The organism is Streptomyces sp. Y20 (assembly GCF_043195475.1).
Taxonomy (GTDB): domain Bacteria; phylum Actinomycetota; class Actinomycetes; order Streptomycetales; family Streptomycetaceae; genus Streptomyces.
Window position 1 is genome coordinate 198,104 of sequence record NZ_JBIDDP010000011.1, and the last position, 24,267, is coordinate 222,370.

Annotated in this window: 4 protein-coding genes and 1 pseudogene; 2 read left to right on the forward strand and 3 right to left on the reverse strand. The window is 75.3% G+C overall.

Annotated elements, in window-relative coordinates:
- The first annotated feature begins 229 nt into the window (after window positions 1-229).
- Both ACGFT1_RS26365 and ACGFT1_RS26370 read left to right on the forward strand, forming a co-directional pair.
- Window positions 230-14,119, forward strand: coding sequence for a type I polyketide synthase (locus ACGFT1_RS26365; protein ID WP_373911461.1), 13,890 nt, complete (start codon window positions 230-232; stop codon window positions 14,117-14,119).
- 114 nt (window positions 14,120-14,233) lie between these two features.
- Window positions 14,234-14,779: a flavin reductase family protein gene (locus ACGFT1_RS26370; protein WP_373911462.1), complete on the forward strand. Its 546-nt coding sequence runs from the start codon at window positions 14,234-14,236 to the stop codon at window positions 14,777-14,779.
- Between the two features lie 549 nt (window positions 14,780-15,328).
- On the opposite strand, the gene ACGFT1_RS26375 is transcribed toward ACGFT1_RS26370, so the two are convergent.
- The 3 genes and pseudogenes from ACGFT1_RS26375 to ACGFT1_RS26385 form a co-directional block, all read right to left on the reverse strand.
- Entirely contained in the window at window positions 15,329-15,943 is a 615-nt protein-coding gene (locus tag ACGFT1_RS26375; protein WP_373911540.1) for a TetR/AcrR family transcriptional regulator, read from the reverse strand.
- Window positions 15,944-16,072: 129 nt separating this feature from the next.
- Window positions 16,073-17,512, reverse strand: coding sequence for a flavin monoamine oxidase family protein (locus ACGFT1_RS26380; RefSeq protein WP_373911463.1), 1,440 nt, complete (start codon window positions 17,510-17,512; stop codon window positions 16,073-16,075).
- A gap of 308 nt (window positions 17,513-17,820) precedes the next feature.
- Window positions 17,821-24,252: pseudogene (locus ACGFT1_RS26385) on the reverse strand (thioester reductase domain-containing protein); the annotation flags it as partial.
- Between the last annotated feature and the right edge of the window lie 15 nt (window positions 24,253-24,267).

The following is a 24,267-nucleotide window of genomic DNA, read 5'->3' on the forward strand; positions in this document are numbered from 1 at the left end:
GCTCCGGCGACACCGCGCGAGCGCGAATAGCCGGACGGGGTGACGGAAATGGCCGACCGGGGAAAGCGCACCGGCCGGCCCGCAAGAAACCGGGGCCGTACGGAACGTCCGTACGGCCGGAGAAACGGAAATCGGCCCGGACGGGAAACAGAACCCGCCCGCACGGCCCCGGTGCGCCTCGCGCACTTCACCTTCTCGGGAATTCAGCTAGGAAAGGGCAGCGGACGTCATGATGAGTGAGCACGCTCCGGCGGGCGTCACGACCGGCCACCACCGCAACGAACCCATCGCCGTGGTGGGTCTGGCCTGCCGGCTGCCGGGAGCGGCCGGGCCCTCGGCCTTCTGGGAGTTGCTGGCGAGCGGATCCAGCGCCGTCACGGACGTGCCCGCCGACCGTTTCCCGCCACCCGCCCGGGCCGCCGTGCGGCGCGGCGGCTTCCTCGACGCGGTGGACGCCTTCGACACCGCCTTCTTCGGAGTCTCGCCGCGCGAGGCGGCCGCCATGGACCCCCAGCAACGGCTCGTCCTGGAACTGTCCTGGGAGGCGCTGGAGGACGCGGGCATCGTCCCCGCCTCCCTGCGCGACAGCCGGACCGCGATGTTCGTCGGCACCCTGCGCGACGACTACACCTCTCTGCTCTACCAGCGCGGCGACGCGGCCGTCACCCAGCACACCATGACCGGCGTCAACCGGGGCGTCATCGCCAACCGCGTCTCGCATCACCTGGGTCTGCGCGGCCCGAGTCTCACCGTGGACGCCGCCCAGTCCTCGTCGCTGGTCGCGGTCCACCTGGCCTGCGAGAGCCTGCGCAGCGGCGAGTCCACCGCCGCGCTGGCCGCGGGCGTCAACCTCAACCTGCTCGCCGAGCACACCCTGACCGAGGAGCGGTTCGGCGCCCTGTCGCCCGACGGCGTCAGCTACGTCTTCGACGCCCGCGCCAACGGGTTCGTACCCGGCGAGGGCGCGGGCGTCGTCGTCCTCAAGCCGCTGAGCCGGGCCGTGGCGGACGGGGACCGCGTCTACGGCGTCATCCTCGGCAGTGCCGTCAACAACGACGGCGCCACCCCGGGCCTGACCGTCCCCAGTGAGGAGGCGCAGCGGCAGGTGCTGCGCGCCGCCCGCACCCGCGCCGGGGTGGGCGCCGACGAGGTGCAGTACGTGGAACTGCATGGCACGGGCACTCCGGTCGGCGACCCCATAGAGGCGGCGGCACTCGGTGCGGAACTCGGTGCGGGACGCTCCCGGGAGACCGCGCTGCACGTCGGCTCGGTCAAGACCAACATCGGCCACCTGGAGGGCGCGGCGGGCATCGCCGGCCTCATCAAGACACTGCTGTGCATCCACCACCGGACACTGCCGCCGAGCCTGAACTTCGCCACACCCAACCCCGCCATCCCGCTGGCCGAACTCGGGCTGACCGTGCGCACACGGACCGGACCCTGGCCGCGCCCGGACCGCCCGCTGGTCGCGGGCGTCAGCTCCTTCGGCATGGGCGGCACCAACTGCCACATCGTGCTCGCGCAGAGCCGGGCGGCCGCGGAGGCCGACGAGGCCGCTCCAACCGCCGCAGGCGTGTCCGCCACCGGGACCGGCGAGGGCGCGCAAACCCCCCCCGCCCCGGACCGGTACGGCGCCGCGACCGACGGGGGCGGGGGCGGGGACGGACCCCGGCTGCTCCCGTGGCTGGTCTCCGGGGCCGGACGGGCCGCGTTGCGCGCGCAGGCCGGGCGGCTGCACGCGTTCGCCGCCGACACCGAGCCCTCCCCGGCGGACGTGGCGTGGTCCCTGGCCACCACCCGCGCCACCTTCCGGCACCGCGCCGTCGTGCTGGCCCGTGACGCGCGAGGGCTCCTCGCCGGGACCGAGGCCCTCGCCGCGGGACGCGCCCACCCGACCGTGACCACCGGGACCGCCCGCCCCGGCCCGATCGGTTTCGTCTTCACCGGCCAGGGCGCGCAGCGCCTCGGCATGGGCATGCGGCTGTACGCGGCCTTCCCCGCGTACGCCGCCGCGTTCGACGAGGTGGCCGCGGCGCTGGCGGAACACCTGCCCGTCTCACCGGCCGAGGTGATCCGCACCGGCGAGGGCCTCGACGACACCCTCAACACGCAGCCGGCCCTGTTCGCTGTGGAGGTCGCGCTGCATCGGCTCGCCGAGTCGTTCGGCCTGCGGCCCGACTTCGTGGCCGGGCACTCCATCGGCGAACTCGCCGCCGCCCATGTCGCCGGCGTCCTCGACCTGCCCGACGCCGCCGCACTGGTGGCGGCACGGGCGCGGCTGATGCAGTCCGCGCGCAGCGACGGCGCGATGATCGCCGTACAGGCCGACGAGGCCGAGGTGACCGAACTGCTGCCCCGGTGGCCGCAATTGGCGCTGGCCGCGGTCAACGGCCCGCAGGCCGTCGTCATAGCCGGCGACGCGGACGCGGCCGGCGAGATGGCCGACGTGCTGCGCGCCCGAGGGCGCCGCGTGCGCACGCTGACGGTGAGTCACGCCTTCCACTCACCGCACATGGACGAGATCCTTGACGACTTCCGCCGGGCCGCCGCACACCTCACCTACCACGCACCCCGCATCCCGGTGGTCTCGACGCTCACCGGGGACCTGGCCCGCGGCGAGGACCTGCGCACCGCCGATTACTGGGCCGACCAGCTCCGCGGCACCGTGCGGTTCGCCGACGCGGTGCACACGCTGCACGCGCGGGGCGTCGTCACCCTCGTCGAGATCGGCCCCGACGCGGTACTGGCACCGCTGGCCCGGCAGACGACGGACGAGGTGACCGCCGTAGCCCTGCTGCGCAAGGACCGCCCGGAGCCCGACGCCTTCATCGCCGCGCTGGCCGCCGCCCACGTCCACGGCGCTCCGGTCGACTGGGGCCGGTTCCTGCGGGGCACCGCCGGGCGCCGCATCGACCTGCCGACCTACGCCTTCCAGCGCACCCGGCACTGGCTGGACGACGCCGTCCCGAACGCGCCGCACCCGCCGTCCGCGCCCGGCGGCCTCGCGGCCGGCGCGCCGAGCGACGCACCCGCACCCGCCGGGACGACCGGCCTCTCGCGTCCCCGCGGCGAGCTGGGCGAGCGGCTGGCGGCGATGTCCGCGGCCGAGCGCCGGCAGGCCGTCGCCGACCTGGTCGACGAGCACATCGTCGCGGTGCTGCAGTACACGGGCGACGAGCCGATCGAGCGGCACACGCCGTTCCAGGAACTCGGGCTCACCTCCCTGATGACCACGGAACTGCGCACGGCGCTCGCAGCCGCCACCGGGCTGCGGCTGCCCACCGGCCTGGTCTTCGACCACCCGACCCCCCATGCGCTGGCCGCGTTCGTCGAGTCGGAACTGCTCGGCGCGGCCACCGGGTCCGACGCCTCCGCGGCGGACGCGGCGGACGGCGATGAGCCGATCGCCGTCATCGGCATGGCCTGCCGCTATCCGGGCGGTGTCGCCTCGCCCGAGGAGCTCTGGCGGTTGGTCCACGAGGGCGTCGATGCCGTCTCCGCCTTCCCGAACGACCGCGGCTGGGACGACGACCTCTACGACCCCGATCCGGAGCGGCAGGGCAAGAGCGCGGTCCGGCACGGCGGCTTCCTCGCCGGGGCAGGCGAATTCGACGCCGCCTTCTTCGCCATCTCGCCGCGCGAGGCGCTCGGCATGGACCCGCAGCAGCGGCTGCTGCTGGAGACCTCCTGGGAGGCGGTCGAGCGGGCCGGGCTGCTGCCGGAGGACCTGCGCGGCACCCGCACCGGCGTCTTCGTCGGGGCCACCTCCCTCGAGTACGGGCCCCGTATGCAGGACGCCCCCGAGACCGTGCAGGGACACGTGCTCACCGGCAGCACGGCGAGCGTCATGTCCGGCCGCATCGCCTACCAGCTCGGCCTGCTCGGGCCGGCGGTGACCGCGGACACGGCCTGTTCGTCCTCCCTGGTCGCGCTGCACCTGGCGATCCGCTCCCTGCGCTCCGGCGAGACCAGCATGGCGCTGGCGGGCGGCGCGGCCGTGATGTCGTCACCCGGCATGTTCGTGGAGTTCTCGCGCCAGCGCGGGCTGGCCTCCGACGGCCGGTGCAAGTCGTTCAGCGCCTCCGCCGACGGCACCGGCTGGGGCGAGGGCGTCGGCATGCTCCTCGTCGAGCGGCTGTCCGACGCCCGCCGCAACGGGCACCGGGTGCTGGCGGTCATCCGCGGTTCCGCGGTCAACCAGGACGGCGCGAGCAACGGGCTGACCGCCCCGAGCGGGCTGGCCCAGCAGAGGGTCATCCGCGAGGCGCTCGCCGACGCCGGGCTCGGCCCCGCGGATGTGGACGCGGTCGAGGCGCACGGCACCGGCACCACGCTGGGCGACCCCATCGAGGCCGAGGCCGTCATCGCCACCTACGGCAGCGACAGGGCGGACCGGGAGCCGGTCTACCTGGGCTCGCTGAAGTCCAACATCGGCCACGCCCAGGCCGCCGCCGGAGTGGGCGGCGTCATCAAGATGGTGCAGGCCATGCGGCACGGCGTGCTGCCCCGGACCCTGCACGTGGACCGGCCGACCCCGCACGTGGACTGGTCCGCGGGGACCGTCGGGCTCCTGACCGAGGCCCGGGACTGGCCCGCGACGGACCGGCCGCGCCGCGCCGCGGTCTCCTCCTTCGGCATCAGTGGCACCAACGCCCACGTGATCCTGGAGTCGGAGCCCACCGCGGACATCGCCTCCCCGACGTCCTCGGCCGACCCCGGCACCGCCTCGCACGACGGCACCACCTCGCCGGCCCCGGCCCCCTCCGGTACCGCGACGCCGGGCGAGTCCCTCCCGCTGCCCGCCGCGGGCCCGGACCCGGCGGCACGGACACCGGACGGCGCGCGGTTCCCCACCCCCTGGGTGCTGTCAGCCCGCGACACCGAGGCGCTGCGCGCCCAGGCGGACCGGCTGCGCGGTCACCTGGGACCCGACGCCGACGCGGCGAACGTCGGCTGGTCCCTCGCCGCGACCCGTACCGCGTTCGAGCAGCGGGCCGTGGTCCTCGGCGGCGACCTGTCCGAACGCCTGGACGCCCTGGCCGCGCTGGCCGGCCAGGACGCGCCGAGGCATCCGCGCCTGGTCACGGGCGACGCGGCGGCGGCGGGCCGCACCGCGTTCCTCTTCACCGGTCAGGGCGCCCAGCGCGCCGGTATGGGCCGCGAACTGTACGAGGCGCATCCCGTCTTCGCCGCCGCCGTCGACGAGATCTGCGCCGTCTTCGACGGCCTGCTTCCCCGGCCGCTGGGCGAGGTCCTGTTCGCCGAGGCGGGCAGCGAGGCGGCCACGGCGCTCGACGAGACCCGCTACACCCAGCCCGCGCTGTTCACCGTCGAGATCGCGCTGTTCCGCCTCCTCGAGCACCACGGCATGACACCCGACCTGCTGGCCGGGCACTCCGTCGGCGAGGTCGCCGCGGCCCACGCGGCCGGTGTGCTCTCCCTGGAGGACGCCGCCACCCTGGTGGCCGCCCGCGGCCGGGCGATGCAGGCGGCCACCCCCGGCGGCGCGATGATCTCCGTGCAGGCCACCGAGGAGGAGATCCTGGCCGATCTGGCCGGCCGGGAGCACGAGGTGGCCCTCGCCGCCGTCAACGACCCCCGGTCCGTGGTCCTGTCCGGGGACGCCCCGGCCGCGGAGGAGATCGCCGCCGTGTGGCGGGCGCGCGGCCGCAGGACGAAGCGACTGTCGGTCAGCCACGCCTTCCACTCCCCGCACATGGACGGCATCCTCGACGAGTTCCGCGCGGCGGCCACCGCGCTGACCTACCGGCCGCCCGCCCTGCCCGTCGTCTCCACCGTCACCGGTGCCCTCGCCACGTCCGACGAGCTGACCTCACCGGACTACTGGACCCGGCAGATCCGCGCCACCGTCCGGTTCCTCGACGCCGCCCGGCAGCTGAGGCGGCAGGGTGCCACCGTGGCGGTCGAGCTGGGCCCGGGCGCCGTACTCGCGCCGCTCGCGCGGCAGGCCGTGGACGGCGAGCCGTTCACCGCCGTACCGCTGATGCGGGCCGGCCGCCCCGAGGGCGAGACCGTCGCCGAAGGCATCGCCCGCGCCCATGCCGTCGGCGCCCCGCTCGCCCCGGCCACCTTCTTCCCCGGCGGCACCCCGGTCGACCTGCCCACCTACGCCTTCCAGCGGCAGCGTTTCTGGCTGGCGCCGCAGTCCGCCGCGGGCGCCCGGGGGCTCGGCCTCGACCCCGCCGGCCATCCGCTGCTCACCGCGGTCGTGGACCTCGCCGAACGCGGGGACGCCGTACTGACGAGCCGGGTCTCCGTGAGCGCCCATCCCTGGCTGGCCGACCACGTGATCGCCGGAACCGTGCTGCTGCCCGCCACGGCCTTCCTCGAACTGGCCGTCGCCGCCGGCGATCACCTGGGCGCCCCGCACGTGGAGGACCTGGCGCTGGAGGCCCCCCTGCCCCTGCCCGCCACCGGGGCCGTACGCCTCCAGGTCGGCGTCGGCGCCCCCGACGAGGCGGGCCGACGGGTGTTCACGGTGCACTCCGCGCCCGACGGCGACGACACACCTGCGCGGTCCTGGACCCGGCACGCCTCCGGCACGCTCACCGCGCGGCCACCCGCCGCCCTCCCGGCAGCCGGCCCGCAGCAGCCCGCCACCGACGCGGCCGCGCCGGACGACACCTACACCCGCCTCGACACCCTCGGTTACACCTACGGGCCCGCGTTCCGCAACCTGGTGTCGGTGCGGCACGACGGAGCGGACGTGTACGCCGAGGTGCGGCTGCCCGAGGAGCACCGCGAACCAGCCGGCCGGTTCGCGGTGCACCCCGCATTGCTGGACGCCGTGCTCCACCCGCTGGTCCTGGCCTCCGCGACGCCCTCGGACGACGACGGCATCAAGCTGCCCTTCGCCTGGTCGGGCGTCACCGTCCACGCGGGCGGTGCGACCGAACTGCGGGCCCGGATCCGCCCGGCCGGCGACGACACGTTCCGCGTGACGCTGACCGACCCGGCCGGGGCGCCCGTCGCCGAGATCGAGTCGCTGTCGCTGCGCAGGGTGGACAGGAAGCGGCTCGCCGCGCCCGCCGCCGGCTCCCTGTACAGGCTCCACTGGGCGGCCGTCACCACCCCACCGGACGGGCACGCCCCCGAGTGGGCCGAGGCCGGCGGCGACCTCGCGGCCGCCGCACCCGCCGAGGTCGTCGTCCTGCGGGCGACCGGAGGCGCCGACGCCGGGCACGCGGCGGCCGCCCGGGTGCTCAACGGCGTACGGACGTTCCTGTCCGGCGAGCGCGACGGCGACTCCCGCCTGGCCGTCGTCACCCACGGCGCCCTGTCCGTCCTGCCCGGCGAGGACGTCGCCGACCCCGCCGCCGCGGCCGTCTGGGGCCTGGTCCGGTCCGTGCGCTCCGAGCACCCGGACCGGCTGCTGCTCGTCGACCTCGACCCCGCCGACACGAGCGCGGGAGCGCTGGAGGCGGCGCTGGCCGCCGGTGAGCCCGAGACGGCCGTGCGGTCCGGGCAGGTGCGGATCCCGCGCCTGGCGGCGGCCCGGCCGGAGCCGGCCGCCGCGCCGCCCGCGCTGGACCCGGACGGCACCGTCCTCGTCACCGGCGGCACCGGCGGACTCGGCGCCCTCTTCGCCCGCCACCTGGCGACCCGGTACGGCGTTCGGCACCTGCTGCTCGCCGGCCGCCGCGGCCCGGACGCGCCGGGCGCCGGCGAACTCGCCCGCGAACTGCGCGAACTGGGCGCCACGGTGACCGTCACCGCGGTGGACGCCGCCGACCGCGACTCCCTCGCGGCACTGATCGCCTCCGTGCCCGACGCGCATCCCCTGACGGCCGTCGTGCACGCCGCCGGGGTCCTGGACGACGCCACCGCGCTCTCCCTCACCCCGGAGCGTCTGGCCGCCGTACTCGGCCCCAAGGCGGACGCGGCCTGGCACCTGCACGAACTGACCGCTGGAGCGGACCTCGCCGCCTTCGTCCTGTTCTCCTCGGTGTCCGGACTCCTCGGCACCGCGGGCCAGGCGAACTACGCGGCCGCCAACACCTCGCTGGACGCACTCGCCCACCACCGCCGCGCCCGCGGACTGCCCGCCCTGTCGCTGGCCTGGGGCCTGTGGGACACCGGCAGCGGCATGGGCGCCACCCTCACGGACACCGAACGCGCCCGCTGGCGGCGGGCCGGTCTGCCGCCGCTCACCGCCGAGCAGGGCCTGACGCTGTTCGACGCGGCGCTCGCGACCGGCGATCCGCTGCTCGCCGCCGTCACGGTACGGCCCGCCGAGACCGACCGGCCGCACCCTCTGCTGCGCGGACTCCAGCCCGTACGCGCACCGCGGCGCACCGCGGCGACCCGCGCGGACGGCGCCGACGGAACATCCGACTGGGCGCGCCGGATCACCGCGCTCCCCGAGGACAAGCGCGCCGAAGCGGTCCTCGACCTGGTCCGCGGCACCGTCGCGGCCGCCCTCGGGCACAGCGGAGCGCGCGCCGTCGCACCCGAACGCACCTTCAAGGAGATCGGGCTCGACTCGATGGGCGCCGTGGAGCTGCGCAACCAGCTCGGCCGGGCCACCGGCACGCGGCTGCCCGCCACCCTCGTCTTCGACCACCCGACGCCCCAGGCCGTCGCCGACCGGCTGCTGAGCCTGGTGAGGGCGACGGACCCGCCCGCCACGAGCGCGCCCGACCGCGGGCGGGCGCAGGCCGACGAACCGATCGCGATCGTCGGCATGGCATGCCGCTACCCCGGCGGCGTGGCCTCCCCGGACGACCTGTGGCGACTGGTCGCCGACGGCGTGGACGCGGTGAGCGGGTTCCCCGCCAACCGGGGCTGGGACCTCGCGGCCCTCTACGACCCGGACCCGGAACAGGGAGGCACGAGCTACACCCGGCACGGCGGCTTCCTGCACGACGCCGACCTCTTCGACGCCGGCTTCTTCGGGATGCCGCCGCGCGAGGCGACGGCCACCGACCCCCAGCAGCGACTGCTGCTGGAGGCCGCCTGGGAGGCCTTCGAGAGCGCGGGCATCGACCCGGCGTCCCTGCGGTCCACCCGGACGGGCGTGTACGCGGGGGCCATGTACGACGACTACGGCGCCCGGGCAGCCGCGGCACCGGGCGAGTTCGAGGGCTTCCTGCTCGCCGGGAACCTCTCCAGCGTCCTGTCCGGCCGGGTGGCCTACACCTACGGCCTGGAGGGCCCGGCCGTCACCGTCGACACCGCCTGTTCCTCCTCCCTGGTCGCGCTGCATCTGGCCGCGGGCGCGCTGCGCGGCGGCGAGTGCGACCTGGCCCTGGCCGGCGGCGTGACCGTGATGGCGCAGCCGACGACGTTCGTGGAGTTCTCCCGGCAGCGCGGACTGGCTCCGGACGGCCGGTGCAAGTCCTTCGCCGCGGACGCCGACGGAACCGGCTGGGCCGAGGGCGTGGGCGTGCTCGTCCTGGAACGGCTCTCCGACGCCCGCCGACGCGGCCACCACGTGCTGGCACTGGTGCGCGGCTCGGCGGTCAACCAGGACGGCGCGAGCAACGGGCTGACGGCGCCGAACGGCCCCTCCCAGGAGCGGGTCATCCGCCAGGCCCTGGCCGACGCGGGCCTCACCCCCGCGGACGTGGACGCGGTCGAGGCGCACGGCACCGGCACCACGCTGGGCGACCCCATCGAGGCGACGGCCCTGCTCAACACCTACGGCCAGGAGCGGCCGGCGGAGGACCGCCCCCTGTGGCTCGGCTCGCTGAAGTCGAACATCGGGCACGCCCAGGCGGCGGCGGGCGTCGGCGGACTGATCAAGATGATCAAGGCCATGGAGCATGGCGTCCTGCCCAAGTCCCTGCACCTCCAGGAGCCCACGCCGCACGTCGACTGGGACTCCGGGGCGGTCGAGCTGCTCACCGAGGCACGGGCCTGGCCGAGCGAGGGCCGGCCGCGCCGAGCGGGCATCTCCTCCTTCGGTATCAGCGGCACCAACGCCCACGTCGTCATCGAGCAGCCGCCCGCTCCGCCCGCTCCGGCGCCGCAGGCCGCCCCGGCCCCGGGCGCCGTCCCCTGGATCCTGAGCGCCCGGGGCGAGGACGCCCTGCGGGCGCAGGCGGAACGGCTGCTCGCCCACCTGAGCGACCACGCGGACCAGGCACCCGCCGACGTCGCCCTGACCCTCGCGACCGGACGGTCCGTGCTGGACCACGGGGCCGTCGTCGTCGGCGGCGACCGCGACACGCTCCTCGACGGCCTGCGGGCCCTCGCGCAGAACCGGCCCTCCCCGGCCGTGCTGCGCGGCCGCGCCAAGCGGCCCGGCCGGACGGCCTTCCTGTTCACCGGCCAGGGCAGCCAGCGCCCCGGCATGGGACGCGAACTGTACGAGGCATCGCCCGTGTTCGCCCGGGCCCTGGACGAGGTGTGCGCCCACCTCGACACCCTCCTGGAACGCCCCTGCAAGGAGGTGCTGTTCGCCGAGCCGGGCACCCCCGAGGCCGCGCTGCTGGACCGCACCGACTTCACCCAGGCGGCGCTGTTCGCCGTGGAGGTGGCGCTGTTCCGTTGGTACGAGCACCACGGTGTACGGCCCGACGTCGTCCTCGGCCACTCGGTCGGCGAGCTGTCCGCCGCCCACGTGGCGGGCGTCCTGGACCTGGCCGACGCCGCGACGCTGGTCGCCGAGCGCGGCCGGCTCATGCGGTCGGCCCGTGCCGGCGGGGCGATGGCCGCGGTCGAGGCCGGCGAGGAGGAGGTCCGCCAGGACCTGGCGGCGCGCGGCGGTGGTGCCGAAGCCGTGGCCCTCGCCGCTGTGAACGGACCGCGCGCGGTGGTCGTCTCCGGCGACGCCGAGGCGGTCGACGCACTGACCGCCCAGTGGTCCCGCCGGGGCCTGCGCACCCGGCGGCTGACGGTCAGCCACGCCTTCCACTCCCCGCACATGGACGACGTCCTGGACGAGTTCCGTGCCGTGGCCGAACGGCTCACCTTCCGGCCGCCCGCCATCCCCGTCGTCTCCGACGTCACCGGCGCCCTCGCCACCGAGGAGCAGCTGACCTCGCCGGACTACTGGGCCCGGCACATCCGGCAGACCGTGCGCTTCCACGACGGCGTGCGCACCTTGCAGGACGAGGGCGTGGCGCACTTCGTCGAACTCGGCCCGGACGGCGTCCTGACCGCCCTCACCGGTGACGGCCTGACCGAGGAGGCCGGCGTACTGGCCCCCGCCCTGCGCCGCGGCAGGCCCGAGCAGGAGAGCGCCGTCGGGGTGCTCGCACTGCTGCGACTCCAGGGTGCCGAGCCCGACTGGTCCCGGCTGCTGCCCGGCAGCCGCCGGGTCACGCTGCCCGCATACGCCTTCCAGCGCCGGCGCTACTGGCTCGACGTACCGGCCGGCCAGGCCGGCGACCCGGCGGTCCTCGGCCTGGGCGCCGTGGACCACCCGCTGCTCGGCGCCTCGGTGCGCCGCGCCGGCCGGGACGAGGCGCTCTTCACCGGCCGGCTGTCCCTGCGCACGCACCCCTGGCTGGCAGAACACGCGGTGGCCGGTTCGGTCCTGCTGCCGGCCACGGCCCTGCTGGAACTGGCCGTCCGCGCCGCCGGCCAGGTCGGCTGTGACCGGGTCGCGGAACTGCACCTCGCGGCGCCGCTGGTCCTGCCCGAGCACGGCGACGTTCAGATCCAGGTGTTCGTGGGCGGCGCCGACGCGAACGGCGAACGCCCGCTGGACATCCACGGCAGCGCCGACGGCGACGAGTGGACGCTGCACGCCCAGGGGAGTCTGGCCTCCGGAGCGGGCCGCGCGGAGGGCCTGCTGGTGTGGCCCCCGCCGGGCGCAGAGGAGATCGGCCTGGACGGCGCCTACCGGACGCTCGCCGGGCACGGCTACGCCTACGGGCCCGCCTTCCGCGGCCTGCGGCGGCTGTGGCGCGGTGACAACGAGCTGTTCGCCGAGGTGGCCCTGCCCGAGGAGGCACGGGAGGAGGCGGCGCGGTTCGGCCTCCACCCGGCGCTGCTGGACGCGGCCCTGCACCCGCTGCTGCCCGGCGTGGCGGACGGGACGGCGCCGGCCCGGCTGCCGTTCGCCTGGTCCGACGCGACGGTGCACACCAGCGGGGCCACGGCGCTGCGCGTCCGGCTGCGGCTGCCGCAGGACACCACCGCCGATACCCTGGAGGCCGAGCTGACGGTCGCCGACGCGACCGGACTGCCCGTGGCCTTCGTGGGCTCCCTGGCCCTGCGCCCGCTGTCCGCCGATGCCGTACGGGCGGCCCACGCGGGACGCGAAGGCCTGCTCCCGCTGTCCTGGGCGCCCCTGCCGGCGCCGGAGGCCGCCGTGGACGAGGCCCGCTGGCTCGCCCTCGGCACTTCCCCCCTCGCCTCGGTCGCCTCGTGCCCCGACCTGCGGGCGGCGGCCGACGCGCGGCCCACGACCCTGCTGTGGGAACCGCCGGCGGCCGAGGACCGCGGCGACCTGCCCGAGCGGGCCCGCGCCCAGCTCGGCGGCGTGCTCGCCCTCCTCCAGTCGTTCCTCGCCGACGACCGGTTCGCCGGCACCCGGCTGGTGGTCCTCACCCGGGGCGCGACCGCCGTAGAACCCGGCGAACCGGTCCAGGACCTGGAGCGGGCCGGACTGTGGGGACTGCTGAGGGTCGCCGGGACCGAGCATCCCGACCGGGTCGCCGTCGTCGACATCGGCACCGACGGCTGCGCCGAGGCCGACCTGCGGGCGGCGCTCGCCACCGGGGAGCCGCAGCTCGCGGTCCGCGGCGGCCGGCTGCTGGCGCCGCGGTTGACCAGGGCCGCCGCGGAGTCCGCGGCCGAGGCACCCCGCTGGGACGACGGCACCGTGCTCGTGACCGGTGCCACCGGCACCCTGGGCGGCGTACTGGCCCGGCACCTGGTCGCCACGCACGGGGCACGTCGGCTGCTGCTCCTCTCGCGCCGCGGCGAACAGGCCCCGGCAGCCGCGGAACTGCGGGCTGATCTGGAGCGACTGGGCGCCGAGGTGACGTTCGCGGCCTGCGACGCGGCCGACCGCACGGCTCTCGCCGGCGTCCTCGCGGCCGTCTCCCCCGACTTCCCCCTGCGTGCCGTCGTGCACACCGCGGGCGTCGTGGACGACACGGTGGTCGGCGACCTGACGCCCGACCGGCTGGACGCCATCTTGCGCCCGAAGATCGACGCGGCGTGGAACCTGCACGAGCTGACCCGGGACGCGAAGCTGTCCGCGTTCGTCCTGTACTCCTCCGTCGCCGGTCTCCTCGGCACCGCCGGGCAGGCCAACTACGCGGCCGGCAACACCTTCCTGGACGCACTGGCCCAGCACCGCAGTGCACAGGGGCTGCCCGCCACCTCGCTGGCCTGGGGGCTGTGGGCCGGCGCCAGCACCATCAGCTCCGGCCTCGGCGAGACGGACCTGCGGCGACTGGCGCGGATCGGACTGCGCCCGTTGTCCGACGACGAGGGCACCGCGCTGTTCGACCTCGCCCTGTCCGGGTCCCGCCCGGTGGTGGCCCTGACCGGCATCGACATGGACGTGCTGCGCCGGCAGGGAGAGCGTGCCGTGCCGGTGCTGCGCGGCCTGGTACCGCGGCCCGCCGCACGCAAGGCGGCCGCGCCGGCCGGGACCGTCCCCGGCGGGGCGTTCTCACCGCTCGCGCAACTGGCCGGACTGAGCCGGCCGGAGCGGGTGGGCGCCCTGCTGGAGCTGGTCCGCGGCCAGGTCGCCGGAGTGCTCGGGCACGCCGACCCCTCGGCCGTCGCCGCCGAACTGCCCTTCCAGGATCTCGGTTTCGACTCGCTCACCGCGGTGGAACTGCGCAACCAGCTCGGCCCGGCCATCGGACTGCGGCTGCCCACCACCCTCGTCTTCGACCACCCCAGCCCCACCGCCCTGGCCGAGTACCTCGCCGAGCTGGTGGAACGTGAGTCGGGCACGAGCGGCGACGCGGTACTGGCCGAACTCCACCGGATAGGTGCGGCGATCGGCACGCTCAGGGCGGACGACGACGTCCGTGAGCGGATCACGGCCCGGTTGGGCGAACTCCTGACCCTGGTGGGCACCGCCGCGCCGGACCGTCCCGACCGGGACCCGGCTCCGCAGGAGACGGCCGACCTGGACGCCGCCACGGACGAGGAGCTGTTCGCCCTGCTCGACGAACTCGACTGACCACCCACGGCCGGCCGGCGAGAGCGCCGCCCGGCCCCCAGACGGTACGACCCGACGGACGCGGTCCCCGCGCGGTCCGCGTCCGTTCCCCGCCGAACCTCCGAAGGGTTAGCCATGCACTCCTTGTCCGTGCAGTCCTCGTCCGTCCAGGAAGCCGCCGACCGGGCGCCCGCGCCGCACGCGCTGCGCGAGGTGATGGCCCGCTTCGCCACCGGGGTGGTCGTGCTCAGCGTCGGCGGCGAACACATCCACGGCATGACCGCCAACGCCTTCAGCTCGGTCTCGCTGGACCCGCCGACGGTGCTGTGCTGCGTCGCGCACGACGCGGTCATGCACCGGGCCATCCGGTCCGCGCGGCACTTCGGCGTCTCGGTGCTGGACGCCGGGCAGGAGGCGCTGGCCCGGTACTTCGCCGACAAGAAGCGACCGCTGGGTTCGGAGCAGTTCGACGGCCTCGATTGGGTGGCGGGCGCCGCCACCCAAGCCCCCCTGCTCAAGGGCGCCACGGCCTGGCTGGAGTGCGAGCTGTCCGACTCCCACGACTCCGGGGACCACTCGATCTTCGTCGGCGACGTGGTCGGCGCCACGCGCGCCGAGGGGGGATCGGGGCTGCTGTTCTTCGACGGCGGTTTCCGTTCGATCCGGTCGGAGCAGTCGTGACCGGCGGGACCGACGGTGCCGTGAGTGCCGAGACCGTGGTCGGGCGCCTGTTCGTCGAGGCGCTCAACGCGGGGCTGGCCAGGGCGCGGGAGGCGTCGGCGGGCTCCGTCGGCGCCGCCGGACCCGCGGCCGCCCCCCGGTTGCCGGCCGACCCGTTCGCGACCGCGGTGCTGGTCTCCTTCGACGCGGCGCTGCCGTCCGTGCTCAGTGCCCGAGACCGCCGTGACGCCACCCTCCAGGCGGTGATGCGGCGGCGGGCGCGGCAGGTCATGGCCGCCGCGTTCGCCGCCGCCCGGCGGCCGGCCCGCCAGCCGTGCCTGCCGGCCGAGCCCAGCGAGCTGGCCTCGGCGCACGAGGGGCTGGTGCGCACCCTGCTGCTGGAGTGCGCGGCGCTGACGGTGTGCGACAAACGGCGCTTCCCGGTCGGGACGGTGCCCCCAGCCGACCTGGTGAGAGAACTGGGCCGCTCGCTGCGCACCTCCCACCGCTCGGCCCGGGCGGCCACACGGTTGCGGGCGCGGGCGGCGGCACGCCTGCCGGGGCCGGGCCCTAGCGGTACGAGGCGACCAGGCGGGACAAGTGGATGCCGGCCACCTCCAGCGGCCGGCTGCTGCGGGAGACCTGGGCGGCCAGCTCGGCGCCCTCCAGCGTACTGATCACCGTGTGCGCCAGGTCGCGGGCGTCGCTCTCGCGAATGCCCGACTCCAGGAGCCGGTCGAAGACCACGCCGCGCCAGCGGGCGAAGGCGTCCGCGGCGGCCGACTGGATGTCGGGCAGACGGCCGACGGTGCCCAGGGCGGTGGTCGTGATCGGACAGCCGTCGAGCCAGTCCGACAGCCGCAGACTGTCCGCCAGGCTCCGGCAGAGGATCCCGATGGCGCGAACCGGGTCGGGGTCGCTGTACAACGAGGCCCGCAGCTGCTCCACGAACTCTTGGTCCCCGCGGCTGATGGCCGCGAGGGCAAGCTCCTGCTTGCCGCCCGGGAAGAAGTGATAGACAGACCCGAGGGTGGCCTGGGCCTCCTGCGAGATCTGTTTGATGCCCGTGCCGTCGTAGCCCTGTCGCTGCATGAGCCGTGACGCCGCCCGGATGATGCGCTCACGGGTCGCGGGCACGGCCTCCGGGGTGGCTGCCGATCGATTGGGGTCGTCCGGTGGCTTCATCTTCACCTTGCCCAGGCTACCAGTGGAGCGTTCTTTTCAGCCGGGGAGGTGGCGCGGATCTCCCGGGTGGCCATGGCCGCGCCGCCCGGGACACCGTACGCCGTACCGCCCCGGACGGGCGCGCACCGCTCAGACGAGGGCGGCCGCCTGCTGTGCGGCCCGCAGCCCCGTCTCCACCGCGCCCTCGATGAAGGCGCCGTTCCAGCCCGAGGCGATGTCGGCGCCGGCGAACAGCACCCGGCCGTAGGGCTGCTGCAGCGCCGGGAGCTGGCGCAGCAGCTGGGTCGGGCGCCGCAACCCCCACCCGCCGCGCGACCAGCGGTCGGCGCCCCACTGCTGGGCGCGGTACGTGACGATCGTGGCGCCCGGTATGTACGTCCGCACCGCGGCCTGCACCGCCGCCTTGTCCGTCACGTTCAGGGACGAGCCGGCGAACCCGATCATCAGCCGGCCGCCGCCGGGCAACTGCTGCTGCGGGATCATCAGCGGCAGGGCGGAGTTCTCGGTGCCCTGTGCGTAGACCGCGTCCACGTTCCCGCTCAGCTGCATCCAGAGCTTGGTGGCCAGGGAGACGCCCACCCCCTCCGTGGTCGCGGCCGTGTGGGTGCTCGGCAGGGCCGGGCTGAACTGGATGGTCTTCCAGACGTTCACCGGCGTCGCCATCACGACCGTGCGCGCCTTCAACACCTGTCCGTTGCTCAGCCGCACCTGGACGCCGGTCGACGTGCTGGTCACGGCGGTGACCGGCGAGGACAGCATGACGGTGATGCCGGGTGTGGCCAGCATCTTCTGCAGCAGCTCCGTCATTCCGCCCGCCGGCTTGAAGGCGGTCTGCTTCTCCCAGCCGTCCATGGTCCAGCCGCCCAGGGCCCACCACTGCGCCATCGACGTCATGGCGCGGGTGCTGTTCTCGTTGCCGGTGTAGGCGGTGAAGTAGCCGGCGAGCCACTGCTTGTCGAGCGTGGACATCGACAGCTGGGCGATGCGGTCGGTGAACGACAGCTGGTCCTGCTGCTGGAGGAGGTCCGCCCGGTACAGCGGGTCGTGCGGGTGGGCGAAGTACTCCTGCGAGCCGTCGTAGAACTGCTCGAAGAGGCCGCCCAGGTGGGTGTTGGCGTCCGTCGGGTTCAGCGCCTGGAAGCCGCTGGAGGCCGGCATGAGTGACTGGGTCGGCACCACGTCGGCGATGTTGCTCAGGCCGTAGCGCTGCATCTCCTGGGCCACCAGCTCGTGGTCGGGGCTCAACCAGCCGCCGCCCAGCTCGATCCGCGCACCGGCCATGGTGTCGGTCCATATACGCCCGCCGATGCGGTCACGCGCCTCCAGGACCGTCACCTTCAGGCCCTGGGCGGCCAGTTCGCGGGCGGCCGTGCCACCGGCGTATCCCGCGCCGATCACGATCACGTCGGGCGGGGGTGCCTCCGTCGTGGCGTGGGCGGTGGAGCCGGTGTACGGAAGTGTGCCGACCGCCCCGGCGAGTGCGGTGGAGCCCGCCGCCTTGAGGAACAGACGGCGTCCGGGCGCCGCGGTAGCGGTGGGCCGAGGTGCGGGAACAGGACGTGAACTCATCGGCGAACCTTCTTTTTTGCACGGATCGACCGCTTGTGCGGCAGCGTTATGTGGCTCGTTTCGGCCAGGGACAGCTAACCGGATGGGTGGCTGAAACCGGTCACCGAGCGGTAATCGGATGGTTTACATCCGTCCTCGACGGGGAACAAGCCGTTCCCCTTCCGGGTCGCCGACCGGTGCGGCGGACCGTCCGCCGGCCCGCGAAACACGGAAGCCGACCCGTCGGACAGCCGGGTCGGCTGGTGGAACACGCCGGCCGGCGCCAGGGCGCCGGCCGGTTTCCGTGGGTCACGCGGGTGCCGCGCGGGTCAGGGGGCCGGGAAGTGCCCCGTCCGTACGAAGTACCGCACGTACCGGGCGAACAGCTCCTCGTCGACCGGCGGGCAGACGATTCCGCTGCCGCTCAACGCGGCCTCGGTCTGCGTGGTGTCCATCGGCGGATAGAAGCGGTCGGTGTCGCCGGTCATCATCTCGAAGGCGTGCAGCAGCGGCAGCATCGCGTTGCCGCGGTCCTGCTGGACCCGCTCGCGCCAGTCGTCCGGTTCGGTCTCCTCCAGCGTGTAGCCCAGCGCCCGCAGCCGCCGCACGCACTCGCGCAGACTCACCGAGCTGTCGTTGAACAGGTGGAAGGCGCCGCCCGCGGACTCCGGCCGGCCCGACACACGCACGATCGCCGCGCTGACGTAGTCCACCGGCAGCAGATGGAAGCGACCGTCCACGCCCGCGGGCACCGCACCCGCCTGGATCAGGCCCTTCATGCTCAGCCACACGAAGTCGTTCGTCTGGCAGGCCCCGTTGACCTGGTCGCCGGAGACCACGTCGACCCGGTAGACGGAGACGGGCAGGCCGCGCTCCGCCGCCGCCGCGATCAATTGCTCCGCGACCCACTTGCTCTGGAGGTAGCCGCTGGGCAGACGTTCGGCGGGACCCGTCGGATCGGTCACCCTGAGCGGCCGTCCGTGCTCGGCCGCTTCGGCGAACACCCCGACGGTGGACACGTAGTGGACGGGCACGCTGCGGTGGCGCGCGGCCAGCCGCAGCACCTCCTCGGTGCCCCGCACGTTGGCCGCGCGCAACGCCTCGTAGGGATGCAGCCAGTGCACCCGCGCGCCGTTGTGGTAGACCACGTCCACCGTGGCGGCCAGCGCGTCGAACTCCTCCTCGGGCAAGCCCAGCCGGGGCTGCGCGAGATCGCCGACCACCACCGCCAGCCGGTCCGGGTCGACCTCCTCCCACACCGCGTACCGCTCCAGGTTCTCCCGCAGCCGCTCCCGCGCGGCGGTCTCGTCGGCCGCCCGCACCAGGCAGACAACCGTGGCCCTGGTGGTGCGCATGAGGTCGCGCAACAAGAAGGCGCCGAGGAACCCGGTCGCCCCGGTCAGCAGCACCCGCTCCGGATCGGTCGCGCACCGCACCACCTCCGGTGCCGGGCGCACGTCCTCGGCGAGCACCGCCTCGGCCGCGAAGTCGACGGTGGGCGGCCCGGCCGGCGCCTGCGCTCCGTCCGCCACCAGCACGGTCAGCAGATAGCCGGCCAGCGCCGCCGGGGTGGGATGGTCGAAGACGAGGGTGGCGGGCAGCCGTACACCGGCGAGGGCGCCGATGCGGTTGCGCAGCTCCACGGCGGTGAGCGAGTCGAACCCCAGTTGCTGGAAGGGGCGGTCCGCCGCGATCGCCTCCGCGCCGTGCCCGAGCACACCGGCGACCTCGGCCGTCACGGCCTCGGTGGCGATCCGCAGCCGCTCCTGCGGCGTGAGACCGGCCAGTCGCGTCGCCAGCGGCTCGGCCGCCTCCGTGTCCTGGGCGGCCCGGCGGCGGGTGACGCGGACCAGCTCCCGGAACAGGTGCGGGACCTGGGGCTGTTCGCGTACGGCGGCCAGGTCCAGCGGCGAGGCGACCAAGACCGGCCGGCCGAGGCCGAGCGCCAGGTCGAGGACGGCCGGGCCCGACGCTTCGGACAGCGGGCGGAAGCCGCTGCGGGCGATGCGCCGCAGGTCCCTCTCGCTCAGATCGGCGGACATGCCACCGTCCTGGGCCCACAGACCCCACGCGATCGAGGTGGCGGGCAGCCCGCGGGCGGCCCGCAGCTCGGCCAGGCCGTCGAGGAAGGAGTTGGCCGCCGCGTACGTGGACTGTCCCGGGCCGCCGACCAGACCCGCGACCGAGGAGAACAGCACGAACGCCGCGAGGTCCAGACCGGCGGTCAGCTCGTGCAGATGCCAGGCCGCGTCCGCCTTCGGCCGCAGCACGTCCGCCAGCCGCCGCTGGGTCTGGGAACCGATCAGGCCGTCGTCGCGCACACCGGCCAGATGGATCACGCCGGTCAGCGGATGCTCCTCGGGTATGCCCGCCAGCAGCGCGGCCACATCCGCCCGGTCGCTCACATCGCACACCGCGATGGTGACCTGAGCCCCCAGCTCTTTCAGTTCGGCGGCGAGTTCGCCGGCTCCGGGGGCCTGCTCACCGCGTCGGCTGGCCAGCAGGAGCTGCTGCACACCGTGCCGGCGGACCAGATGCCGGGCGAACAGCGCGCCCAAGGAGCCGGTGCCGCCGGTGATGAGCACCGTGCCGTGCGGACCGAGCCTCGGCGCGGTGGCCGCCGAAGCGGCCGGGACGGCCGAGGCGGGCCGCAACCGGGGCAGGTGCACCCGCCCCGCCCGCACCGCCGCCTGCGGCTCACCCGAGGCCCACACCGCCTCCACGGCCGCGGCCGGATCGGTGTCGTCGGTGTCGACCAGCAGGACCCGGCCCGGCGCCTCCGACTGCGCCGACCGCAGCAGGCCCCACACCGCGCGGGCGCCGGGATCGCACGCGTCCCCGTCCCGCACCCGGACCGCCTCGCGCGTCACGACCACCAGCGGGACGTCGGACAGCCGCTCCTCGGCGAGGTGGCGCCGTACCGCCTCCAGCACCTCGCCCGTGGCCTGGTGCACCGCCGCCATGTCCTCGGCGCGCGGGGGCCGGTGCACGAGCACCAGTGCGTCCACGGGCGTGCCGGCGAGCGCGGCGGCCGCGTCCTCGGCGTCGGCGAACCGTGGCCCTGGGAACCCGTGGGGCGCCGTGCCGAGCAGGCCCCACCGCACCGGTCGGCCGGGAGGCGCAGAGGTCAAGGGGCTCCAGTCGAGGTGGAACAGGCTGTCGGCGGGCCTGGCCGCCGCCCGGTCGATCTCGCCCGGCGCCAGCGGGCGCACCGTGACGGAGTCGACCGAGGCGACGGGCAGCCCGGCCCGGTCGGCCAGCGCCAACGTGGCCGCCCCGTCACCGTCCACGGCCAGCCGCACCCGTACGGCGGCGGCTCCGCGCGCCAGGAGCCGCACGCCCCGCCACCGCGTCACGGTCTGCGGCACGGCATCCGCACCGCCGCCCACGACGGCGCGTCCGGCGTGCACGGCGGCGTCGAGCAGCGCCGGGTGCAGCAGGTACTCCGCTGCCGACGCCGCCGTGGGCGCCGGCAGCGCCGCCTCGGCGAACACCGCGTCGGTGCTCCGCCAGGCCGCCGTCACCTCCTGGTACACCGGCCCGTACCACTCGTCGCCACGCGTCAGCAGCGCCCGCACGTCCGCCGGGTCGACGCGCTCCGTGCCGGACGGGGGCCACTGCGCGGCGCTCCCGCCCGGGCCCAGCGGTCCGGTGCCGAGGCGACCGCGGGCGTACCGCGTCCACGGCACGTCGGTGCCGTCGGGCCGGGCGTGCACGGTGACGGCGCGCCCGTCGGGCCGCTCGCCACCCACCCGGACCTGCACCTGGAGTCCGGCCCCCGCGGGCAGCACCAGCGGCGGACCGGTCTCCAGCTCCTCCAGCACGGTGCAGCCCACCTCGTCACCGGCGCGCACCGCCAGCTCGACGAGCACCGACGACGGCAGCACATCCCGTCCGTCCACGGTGTGCCGCGCCGGCCACGGTCGTACGTGCGGCGAGAGCCGGCCGGTGAACAGCACCTCGTCACAGCCCGCCGGCCGCACCGCAGCCCCCAGGAGCGGGTGCTCGCCGGGGCGCAGCCCCAGATCGGTCGCGTCCCGTCCGTTCTGCTCCTGCGGCTCCACCCAGTAGCGGCGGCGCTCGAAGGCGTACGTCGGCAGGGGTGTCCGCCGGGCGCCGGTGCCGGCGAAGAACGCCGCCCAGTCCACCGGTACGCCCCGGTTGTGGAGCCGGGCCAGGCCGGCGATCGCGGTCTCCGCCTCGGCGTGCCCCTGCCGCAGCAGGACCAGCCCGGTCAGGCCGTCGTCGATCTGGGCGGCCAGCGGCACGAGCACCGCGTCCGGGCCCAGTTCGACCACAGTGGCGGCCCCCTCGGCGCGCAGCGCCCTCACCGCGTCGGCGTAGCGCACCGTGCCGCGCAGCTGCGCGGCCCAGTAGCCGGGGCTGCGCAGGTCGTCGTCGCGGGCCGGCTCGCCGGTGAGGGTGGAGACCACCGGGATGCGCGGCGCGTGGTAGGTCACACGCGCGGCCACCTCGCGGAAGCCGTCCAGGACGGTGTCCATGTGCGGGGAGTGGAAGGCGTGGCTGACGTCCAGGACGCGGGTGCGCCGGCCGCGCTCGGCCAGTACGGCGCGCACCTCGGCGGCGGCATCGGCGTCCCCGGAGATCACGACGGCCGCAGGGCCGTTGACCGCCGCGAGCGCCAATCCCGGTCGGGTCGCGAGGAGTTCCGAGACCTCCGCCTCCTCGGCCTGCACCGCCACCATGACGCCGCCGCGCGGCGCGGACTGCATCAGCGAGCCGCGGGCGGCCACCAGCGCCGCGGCGTCCGCCAGGTCGAGGACGCCCGCGACATGGGCGGCGGCCAGCTCGCCCACCGAGTGCCCGGCCACCAGATCGGGCCGTGTCCCGAACGACTCGAGCAGCCGGTACAAGGCCACTTCGACCGCGAACAGGGCCGGCTGGGCGTTGACCGTCTCCGTCAGCCCCCGGCCGTCGCGGATCACCTCCGCCAACGGCTGTGCGAGATGCGGGTCCAGGGCGGCGGCCACCTCGTCGAACGCGGCCGCGTACGCGGGGAAGGTCTCGTACAACTCCTGTCCCATGCCGACGCGTTGGGCGCCCTGCCCGGTGAAGACGTAGGCCAGCCGGCCGTGGTCCCGGCGGTCCCGCAGCAGGCGCGGGTCCCGGCCGCCGGACACCAGCGCCGTCAGCCCGGCCACCAGGTCCTCCCGCCCGGCCCCGACGACGGCGGCCCGGTGGTCGTGGGCGGCGCGGGTGGTGGCGAGCGAGTGGGCGAGGTCGAGGTCGCGGGCGGGATGGTCCCGGACGTGGTCGAGGAGGCGTCCGGCCTGGGCGCGCAGCGCGGTCTCGGACCTGGCGGACAGCAGCCACGGCAGGACCGGCGGCGCACTCGTCCCTGTCCCGTCGCCGCCGGCCGGGGGCGCGGGAGGGGCGGGGGCCTGCTCCAGGATCACGTGCGCGTTGGTGCCGCTCACCCCGAACGCCGACACGGCGGCGCGGCGCGGGCGTCCGGTGTCGGGCCAGTCGCGCTGCTCGGTGAGGAGCCGTACGGCGCCGGAACTCCAGTCGACCATCGGGGTGGGGCGGTCGATGTGCAGGGTGCGGGGGAGCACCCCGTGGCGCATGGCCTCCACCATCTTGATCACACCGCCCACTCCGGCGGCCGCGACCGTGTGTCCGATGTTGGACTTGAGGGAGCCGAGGTGGAGGGGTCGGTCGGCCGGGCGGTGGTGGCCGTAGGTGTTGAGGAGGGCCTGGGCTTCGATCGGGTCGCCGAGGCGGGTTCCGGTGCCGTGGGCCTCGACGGCGTCGATGTCGTCGGGGCGCAGTCCGGCGTCGGCGAGGGCCTGGCGGATGACGCGTTCCTGGGCGGGGCCGTTGGGTGCGGTCAGTCCGTTGCTGGCGCCGTCCTGGTTGACGGCGGAGCCGCGCAGGAGGGCGAGGACGGGGTGGCCGTTGCGGCGGGCGTCGCTGAGGCGTTCCAGGACGAGGAGGCCGACGCCCTCGGACCAGGAGGTGCCGTCGGCGGCGGCCGCGAAGGACTTGATCCGGCCGTCGGGTGCCAGCCCCCGCAACCGCGAGAAGTCGACGAATCCGCTCGGGGTCGCCGTCACGGTCGCTCCGCCGGCCAGTGCCAGGGTGCACTCGCCCGCGCGCAGTGCGCGCGCGGCCAGGTGCATCGCGACCAGGGACGAGGAACAGGCGGTGTCCACCGAGACGGCCGGGCCCTCGAAGCCGAACGTGTAGGACACACGCCCCGACGCGACACTGGACAGCTTGCCGGTGAGCAGATGGCCCTCCAGCTCCTGAGGCCCCTCCAGCCCGAGATAACTCTGCTCGATGACACCGGCGAACACGCCGGTAGGGCTGCCCTGCAAGGTCGCCGGGTCGATGCCCGCGTCCTCCAGCGCCTCCCAGGCCGTCTCCAGCAGCAGACGCTGCTGCGGGTCCATGGCCTGGGCCTCGCGCGGCGAAATACCGAAGAACGGCGCGTCGAACAGGGGCGCGTCGTGCAGGAACCCGGCCTCCTTGGTGTACGTGGTGCCCGGCCGGTCCGGGTCGGGGTCCCAGAGGCGATCCAGGTCCCAGCCCCGGTCGCCGGGAAACGGCGAGATGGCGTCTACGCCGTCGGCGACCAGCTGCCACAGGTCATGCCGGGAGGCGACGCCGCCGGGGAAACGGCAGGCCGTGCCGACGACGGCGACGGGTTCGCGCGCGCCCTCCTCCAGTTCGGCGATGCGCCGACGGGCCTTGTGCAGGTCGGCGGTGACCCACCTGAGGTAGTCGACGAGTTTCTCTTCGCTGGGTTCGTG

Coding starts and splice junctions, on each gene's coding strand:
- ACGFT1_RS26365 (WP_373911461.1), top strand. CDS start 230: ATGATGAGTGAGCACGCTCCGGCGGGCGTCACGACCGGCCACCACCGC.
- ACGFT1_RS26370 (WP_373911462.1), top strand. CDS start 14,234: ATGCACTCCTTGTCCGTGCAGTCCTCGTCCGTCCAGGAAGCCGCCGAC.
- ACGFT1_RS26375 (WP_373911540.1), bottom strand. CDS start 15,943: ATGAAGCCACCGGACGACCCCAATCGATCGGCAGCCACCCCGGAGGCC.
- ACGFT1_RS26380 (WP_373911463.1), bottom strand. CDS start 17,512: ATGAGTTCACGTCCTGTTCCCGCACCTCGGCCCACCGCTACCGCGGCG.